The following is an 8,102-nucleotide window of genomic DNA, read 5'->3' on the forward strand; positions in this document are numbered from 1 at the left end:
CAAATAGGGGAATTTTAGCGGAAAGATCCTACGGGAGTGTCCTGGCTTTCGCCATATTTTTCCAAGAGCGTTGAAGCTTCCTGCGCTGTGCTCCCAGTAGCGGTATCCGCTAGGTGGCTGAGATTATCGGGCAGAGTCTCCCCGCGCGCCGCCAGGGCCTCCGCGTACAGCTTGCCAGCCCGGTAAGAAGACCGAACCAGTGGCCCCGACATCACAGCTCCGAAACCGATCTCATAAGCGAAATCGCGATGCTCGATGAATTCCTCAGGCTTCACCCACCGGTCGATGGGGTGATACAGAGGTCCAGGGCGCAAATACTGCGTGATGGTGATAATATCGCAGCCCGCCTCATGAAGATCCACTAATGCCTCCCGGATTTCCTCAGGGCTCTCACCCATGCCCAAGATGAGGTTCGATTTAGTAATCAACCCATAATCGCGGGCTTGCCGGATCACATCCAAGGAGCGCTCGTAGCGGAAGGCAGGGCGAATGCGCTTAAAAATCCGCGGTACGGTTTCGAGGTTGTGAGCAAATACCTCCGGGCGTGAGTCAAAGACCTCTGCGAGAAGATCTGGTTTGCCGGAGAAGTCCGGAACGAGATTTTCCACCCCGGTGTGCGGGTTGAGCTCATGGATCTGCCGTACAACTTCGGCGTAGAGCCACGCGCCTTCATCGTCCAGATCATCACGGGTCACTCCGGTGATGGTGGAATAGTTAAGTTGCATCTCTTTCACGGATTCCGCAACCCGGCGCGGCTCGTCACGATCGAGAGGTTCCGGCTTGGCGGAATTGATCTGGCAGAAGTCACAGCGGCGCGAGCAATTAGAACCACCAATGAGGAATGTCGCCTCTCTAGATTCCCAGCACTCGTGGATATTTGGGCATCCGGCCTCTTGGCATACGGTATGCAGGCTGGCACCAGAGACTTTCTTCTTCATGTCTTGGTACTCAGGGCCTGTTTTTACCGCGGTGCGAATCCAGCGCGGCTTGGACTCAATAGGGGTCTGGGAATTACGCGCTTCAACTCGTAGTAATCTGCGTCCGTTCGGTGCTGTACTCACACCTTGGAATGTACTAGCTAAACCGCTATGTGTCGAAACCTTAACCTTGAGCCCGTGGAGTCTTCGTGGGGTCACTGGCTACGTCGAAGCTATGGTCACTGACGGCCAAACTGCCAGCAAAGGCGTGCTCCAGAGCGGTGAGAGTGGGCTCAATCATCTCCTCCACAGTGATCTCTCGGCCTAATTCAACGCTGAGAGTGGTTACCCCCGCATCTGCAATACCGCAGGGAATAATGTGGTCATAGTACTCCAGAGTATTACAGCAATTCAGGGCTAGTCCGTGCATAGTGACCCCCCGCGTGATCCTAATACCCAATGCAGCAATTTTGCGGTGGAAGTGATGATCACCAGGAATCCACACACCCGAGCGCCCGTCTACCCGGCCAGCGCCTTCTAAGCCCTTATTGCGCACCACTTTTATGAGGGCCTCTTCTACACGACGCACATAATCCACCACATCAATGGGATCGGCAAGTTTGATAATAGGGTAGGCCACCAGCTGTCCTGGCCCATGCCAGGTAATCCGCCCTCCGCGATCCACGTCGATAACAGGAAGTCCGTTGTGGGGGCGGTCTTCTGGTTGGGTCCGCTTGCCCGCGGTATAGATCGAGGGATGCTCGAGAACCAGAATGGTATCGGGGATCTCCTCAGCTGCGCGCTGCTGTGCGAGCTCCGCTTGCATCTCCCACGCAGTGAGATAGTCCACGACCCCGAGGCGCTGAATGGCGATGGGCGCATCGGAGTGGCGGATCGAGAGATGTGGGGGGAAGAAGGGCTTGCGCGGAGCTGTCATAATTCTTCAATCTAGTTCTGGACCCCACAAATTCCCAATTACCACCGCGTATCACCGAGTGCATAACTCGCGGTGATCACGGATGTTACCTGCTCCTAGGCGTCCACTCCATTTTCTTTGGCGTAGTCTGCGGCAGTCATGAGGTCTCCTACTGCGGAAACCTCTACGCTAAAGAGCCACCCCTGGGAGTAGGGATCATCATTGATGAGGGAATAATCATCGTGGACATCGTTATTGACTGCGACTACGGTGCCAGAGACAGGAGAATAGAGATCGGATACTGACTTTGTGGATTCTACTTCTCCGCATATATCGCCAGCGATCACCTCCTCACCCACACCTGGTAGTTCGGCGAAGACAACCTCGCCAAGGCGATCTGCTGCGATATGTGTGATTCCAACCTTAACGGTGGTACCTATGGCCTGATCTTTCAGGCGATCGATCCATTCGTGTTCGATTGAATAGGAAAAATCTTGAGGTAGAGACACGGTGTACTCCTTAGTGCTTGTGTTGTCGGTGATAAAAGGGCAAGGGCGTGGTGGTGAAGGGATATCGTCTGCCCCGAATCTCGGCCTCTATAGGGGTTTTATTGTGGTGATACCCATGCTCAATATAGGCTAGGGCAATCGGATATCCGAGGGTGGGCGAAGGCTGGCCCGAGGTGACAACTCCAATGTCTGTGTTGCCGACAAAAAGACGATCGCCCGCCCGCGCCGCCCGCTTGCCCGTTGAACTGATACCCACAAGAATTTTTGTGGGGTGCTGTGCTGCTAGGAGAGCATCACGACCGATGAAGTCGCCCTCGGAGCTTATGACAAAACCGAGCCCGGCATCATAGGGATTTTTCTCTCGGGTTAATTCGTGGCCGTACAGTGGCATGCCCGCCTCCAAGCGGAGTGAGTCGCGGGCTGCTAGGCCACAGGGTAATAACCCCAGTTGCGCGCCTTTATCAATAAGGAGGGGCCACAGCAGATGGGCCTTGTCGGGGGTGAGAAAGATTTCGAAACCATCCTCACCGGTATAGCCGGTGCGTGCAATGAGGATATCCATGCGGGCGATCGTCGTCTCGGTGGCGCTGTAATAACTAAGCGTACTGATCTCACTGGGGTCTGCGGCGAGCTGCTTGAGCAGATTTTCGGAGTTCGGTCCCTGAACCGCGATAAGAGCGACCTCGAGGGTGGCGTCATGCAGGACTATAGTAAAGCCCTCAGCGCGCCGGGTGAGCTCTTCGACCACTACAGCGGTATTACCGGCATTGGGTACGACCAGAAAGCGCTGCTCTCCCAGGCGATAAACGATGAGATCATCGATAATTCCGCCGCGTTCGTCGACGATCATGGTGTATTTGGCCTTGCCGATTTTTATCTCCGAGAGCGTAGATACCAGGGCATAATCTAAGAAACGGGCGGCATCTTCGCCGGTGATGAATACTTCACCCATATGGGATAGATCAAAAAGCCCCACCCGCTCCCGTACCGCGCGGTGTTCTTCTAGCTCTTTGCCGTATTTCAGCGGCATGAGCCACGGGCCGAACGCTGTAAAAGTGGCAGATAACTCCTCGTGCTCATGGTGGAGAGGGGAATGTATCAACGTGGTCATAGGGATCCTTACTGTTGGGGTTCTGCAAAAGCTGCTGGCGGCGGGCAGGCGCAGGAGAAATTGCGATCTCCCCATGCCTCATCAAGGCGGGCTGATGCGGGGAAGTACTTCGTTGTGCTCGGTCCGGCGGGGAATCCAGCCTGTTGACGGCTAAAGCTATGCTCCCATCCATCGGCCATTAGTGCGCGAGCCGTGAACGGGGCGTGGCGGAGGAGGGAATCCTCATAAGCTACCGCGCCAGACTCAATCTCTGAGATCTCTTCAGCAATGGTGCGAAGAGCTGCGATAAAACGATCCAACTCGGATTTATCTTCGGATTCCGTGGGCTCGATCATTAATGTGCCAGGCACGGGGAAGGACAGGGTTGGGGCGTGGAAGCCGAAATCGATCAGCCGCTTCGCCACGTCGGTGGCGGTGACGTGGGTGCGTTCGGTGATATCTCGCAGATCGATAATGCACTCGTGGGCTATGAGACCGCCCTCGCCGGAGTAGAGGATGGGGAAGAAATCGCGCACGTGATGGGCAATATAATTAGCCCCAAGAATAGCCATTCCGGTCGCCTCCTTTAATCCTTCAGCTCCCATTAATGCGATGTAGGTCCATGAAATGGGTAACACGCCAGCTGAACCATAAGGGGTGCCAGAAATCGGGATGCCCGCGAGCTCCGCGGCGGGGACTGCGGGATCGACACGATGGGCAGCTGTAGGTAAGAAGGGCACAAGGTGCTCGGCAACGGCCACGGGACCTACTCCAGGCCCCCCGCCACCATGGGGAATGGTGAAGGTTTTGTGGAGATTCAAGTGGGATACATCGCCGCCGAAATGCCCAGGACGGGCGATCCCGGCGAGCGCATTGAGATTAGCGCCATCGATATATACTTGTCCTCCCGCGCCATGAACCTTTTCGCACACTGTGCGAACCGTATCCTCAAAGACGCCATGGGTTGAGGGGTACGTGATCATAATGCCTGCGATTGCGCCGGCGTGGGCTTCTAGTTTGGCTTCGAGATCTTTTAAATCGATAGAACCATCGGGGGCAGTTTCTACCACGACAACACGCATATGGGCCAAGGTAGCCGAAGCCGCGTTGGTTCCGTGCGCAGACTGCGGGATGAGCATGATATCGCGGGCATCATCACCTCGGCTGAGATGGTAGCGCCTAATGGCGATCAGACCCGCAAGCTCCCCTTGAGAACCCGCATTCGGTTGGATGGATACGCGAGCATAGCCAGTAATAGTGGCCAGCCACTCTTCGATTTCTGCGATGAGATCCAACCATCCCTGAGTAAAGCGGACTGGCGCAAAGGGGTGGATATGGGCAAATTGAGGCCATGAAATCGGTTCCATGGCGGTGGTGGGATTCAGTTTCATCGTGCACGAACCCAAGGGGATCATGGTGCGATCGAGAGCTAAATCTTTATCCTGCAACCGGCGCATATAGCGCAGTAATTGAGTTTCAGAGTGTGCTGAGGAAAAAATTGGGTGCCTTAACGCTGGTTCCTCGCGGCATAGCGATGGTGGATAGGGGCGCGCAGGAGCTGGCTGGTATGGGGCGTTGAAGGCAGTAAGTAACTGCACGACATCACGCTTGGTGGCGGTTTCGCCGATAGCGACTGAGACTTTATTCTCACCAATGACTCGCACGAGATAGCCTTGATCGGCGAGTGCGGTGGCGATGCTCTCGGCTCGGTTCGGGCAGATGACGGTTACGGTGTCAAAGAAATCAACACTGGATAGCTGCCCGCCTGCTACGTCGATTGAATGGGCAAAGTCAGAGGCTAGGGCGTGAACGCGGTGACTAATGGCGCGTAAACCTTTAGGGCCGTGCCACACGGCGTACATCGACGCCGCCACTGCTAATAGGGCCTGCGCCGTGCAAATATTACTGGTGGCCTTCTCACGGCGAATATGCTGCTCGCGGGTTTGCAGAGCGAGGCGATAAGCGCTAAGGCCCGCGGCATCCTTGGATACACCAACGATGCGCCCCGGCATCAAGCGCTTCAAGGAATCCGTACACGACATAAAGGCAGCGTGAGGCCCACCGAAATAAAGCGGTACCCCAAATCGCTGCGACGAGCCTACCGCAATATCGGCGCCCAATGTACCGGGAGAACGTAAAACCTGGAGGGCAAGCAGGTCAGTGACTACAACGGTGAGCCCACCACGAGCGTGAATATCGGAAATAATGGGAGCGGGATCGATAAGATCGCCCTCGGTCCCGGGATAAGCGATCACCGCGCCGATGAGATCGTCGCCCTTGGTGCCGGCAATATCATCACTAATGACTACCTCGAGTCCTAAGGTGCGTGAACGCTCCGCCGTTACCGCGAGCACCTGAGGGTGAAGGCGAGAATCGATTATAACGCGCCGCCCTTTTCGTTTCGCTCGAGCCATCAGTCCCACGGCCTCGGCGGTGGCGGAGGCTTCATCTAGCAGGGAAGCATTGGCAACGGGTAGGCCAGTAATCTCGATGATCATCGTTTGGAAGTTCAGCAGCGCTTCGAGTCTCCCCTGGGAAATCTCCGGCTGGTAGGGCGTATAGGCGGTATACCAACCAGGATTTTCTAAAATATTGCGCCTAATAACGCTGGGCGTGATAGTGGAGTAAAAGCCTTGGCCATAAAAGGAATGCAATTCCACATTGCGGTTGGCATATTCGCGCAGCTTGGCGGTGGCCTCGTATTCGCTGGCTGCTGGCGGAAGATCAATGGTCTGTGTATCGATAATAGACTGCGGCATCGCTGCAGTAATGAGCTCATCTAATGAGCTAAAGCCCAGACTGTTGAGCATATCGGCTTTGTCCTGCGAGTCGGGGCCGATATGGCGATCCATGAACTGTGCGGATAGGTAAGTATCTGACATACGGTCTCCTAAGACCTAGGTTACATTTATGCAAATGTGTGATGTAAACCATTGTATGCTGCTTGCGAGGTTTTGGCCGGGCTTCTACGGTAGCCATGCCGTGGACACAAGCTGAGGCACTGCTTATGCAGACCGACGCGCTGACCAATATGGTTGAAATAGTTGGTTATGTGGAGACAGAACTTAAATGCTGTGGAGAATAGCGCTACGTTTTCTCTACCTGCAAGGACGAAAATGCCTGGAGCTAGCAGCGCGCTGCCTAAGCGCCGTCAGGTTGCCATCTGGCTGCTGAAAATAGCCAAGGTTGATTCAAATGGGCAGCCCGCAAGGACTCAGTTCGCACTTGGTGATCGGAAGAAAGAGAGGAGACCAAATTTTCCTCACCTCTGCCCCCGGACAGCAATAATCGAAGCGCAGAAGATTTTACAATCTAAAGTTCGAGACCTTCGGTGCACCAACAACAAGGAGCGGCTTCCACGTGGTGTGGAAGCCGCTCCTTAAACAATTCTCAGATCTTCATGCTCTGAGATATCAGGTAGGCAATCTCTTAGAGTTCGAGATCCGCTTCGAAATTGCCAGTCTCCAAACGATCCTTGATCGTCTGAGTAAAGCGGCCAGCGTCCGCTCCATCGACAACTTGGTGATCGTAGGTGAATGGGATATAGCACATCTGGCGGATCGCAATCGCATCACTACCGTTAGCGCTGATCACCACTGGCCGCTTCTGGATAGCTGCGGTGCCCAGAATACCTGCCTGTGGTGGTACCAGGATTGGCGTATCCGACAAGGCTCCAGCCGAACCGATATTTGTGATGGTGAAGGTAGCTCCGGTGAGATCTTGTGGCTTGAGCTTATTATTGCGAGCTCGGTCAGCCAAGTCAGCAATCTGTTGGGCAATCTCAGGGAGGGAAAGATCTTGAGCCTTGTGGATCACAGGGGTGAGCAAGCCACGGGGGGTATCAACCGCGATGGCGATATTGACATCCTCGTGATAGGTCATTTCCTTTGTCTCAGGATTATAGGAAGCATTGACATTCGGGTGGGAAACCAAAGCTTCAACGGTCGCCTTGACGAAGAACGGCAGGTAGGTGAGGTTGACACCGTGCTTGTCTTGGAACTGCGGCTTCTTTGCCTTACGCAGTTGAGCAATAGCGGTGACATCGACTTCTTGCAAGTGAGTCAGTTGAGCTGCCGTCTGTAGGGCTTCGACCATCTTCTTGGCGGTGATCTCGCGGATACGGTTGACCTTCTTGGTGGTACCGATGAGGTCTTGCTTCTCCGGATCAACAGCTACCGTCGACCAGCGAGCCCGAGGTCCGGTAGCTTCTGGTGCTGCTGGGGCTTTGCTGGTGTCAGCAGCGGGCGCGGCCTTTTGCGGTGCATTCTTCTCTTCAGCAGCCTTGATAACGTCCTGCTTGCGGATGCGTCCGCCCACGCCGGTGCCGGTGAGAGTTGAGAGCTCGATGCCGTGTTTATCGGCCAGCTTCCGAACCAATGGGGTGACGTACGGAACTCCATCAGTATTGACCTTGGTTGAGCCTGTCGCTTCTTTCGGTTGCGACTTCGACTCGGACTGAGCTGCTGGTTGTGCTTGTGGCTTGGCTTCAGCTTTGGGCTCTGGCTTAGCCTCAGGCTCTGGCTCAGGCTCGGACTTGGCCTCTGGCTCTGGCTCAGGCTTGGTCTCTTCCTGAACGGCATCGGGGTCGCCGATGCGCACAATGACGTCACCGACGTCAACGGTATCGTCTTCCTCGAACAGGATCTCCACGATCGTGCCGGCCACGGGGG

At 55.2% G+C, this 8,102-nt stretch carries 6 protein-coding genes; all 6 read right to left on the reverse strand.

Annotated elements, in window-relative coordinates:
• Positions 1 to 14 precede the first annotated feature (14 nt).
• On the reverse strand, positions 15 to 1,061 hold the full coding sequence (gene lipA, locus NXT01_RS09340) for a lipoyl synthase (protein ID WP_259080366.1): 1,047 nt from the start codon (positions 1,059 to 1,061) through the stop codon (positions 15 to 17).
• A gap of 40 nt (positions 1,062 to 1,101) precedes the next feature.
• A complete protein-coding gene (lipB, locus tag NXT01_RS09345; protein WP_259080368.1) occupies positions 1,102 to 1,854 on the reverse strand; it encodes a lipoyl(octanoyl) transferase LipB in 753 nt (250 codons plus the stop codon).
• 95 nt (positions 1,855 to 1,949) lie between these two features.
• Positions 1,950 to 2,342, reverse strand: a complete 393-nt coding sequence (gene gcvH / locus NXT01_RS09350) for a glycine cleavage system protein GcvH (protein WP_259080370.1) — start codon at positions 2,340 to 2,342, stop codon at positions 1,950 to 1,952.
• A 10-nt stretch (positions 2,343 to 2,352) separates the two neighbouring features.
• A complete protein-coding gene (gene gcvT, locus NXT01_RS09355; RefSeq protein WP_259080372.1) occupies positions 2,353 to 3,453 on the reverse strand; it encodes a glycine cleavage system aminomethyltransferase GcvT in 1,101 nt (366 codons plus the stop codon).
• 8 nt (positions 3,454 to 3,461) lie between these two features.
• Positions 3,462 to 6,284 (reverse strand): aminomethyl-transferring glycine dehydrogenase, encoded by a 2,823-nt coding sequence (gcvP, locus tag NXT01_RS09360; RefSeq protein WP_396124777.1) that lies wholly within the window; start codon positions 6,282 to 6,284, stop codon positions 3,462 to 3,464.
• 577 nt (positions 6,285 to 6,861) lie between these two features.
• Positions 6,862 to 8,102 (reverse strand): 2-oxoglutarate dehydrogenase, E2 component, dihydrolipoamide succinyltransferase (gene sucB, locus NXT01_RS09365; protein WP_259080376.1); only part of this gene is annotated, 1,241 nt, incomplete at its 5' end.

It is taken from the genome of Corynebacterium sp. ES2775-CONJ, from assembly GCF_024814515.1.
GTDB lineage: Bacteria > Actinomycetota > Actinomycetes > Mycobacteriales > Mycobacteriaceae > Corynebacterium.

What these genes read in the sequence shown, in the direction of transcription:
- lipB (WP_259080368.1), bottom strand. Translation starts at nt 1,854, where the DNA reads ATGACAGCTCCGCGCAAGCCCTTCTTCCCCCCACATCTCTCGATCCGC.
- gcvT (WP_259080372.1), bottom strand. Translation starts at nt 3,453, where the DNA reads ATGACCACGTTGATACATTCCCCTCTCCACCATGAGCACGAGGAGTTA.
- gcvP (WP_396124777.1), bottom strand. Translation starts at nt 6,284, where the DNA reads ATGGATCGCCATATCGGCCCCGACTCGCAGGACAAAGCCGATATGCTC.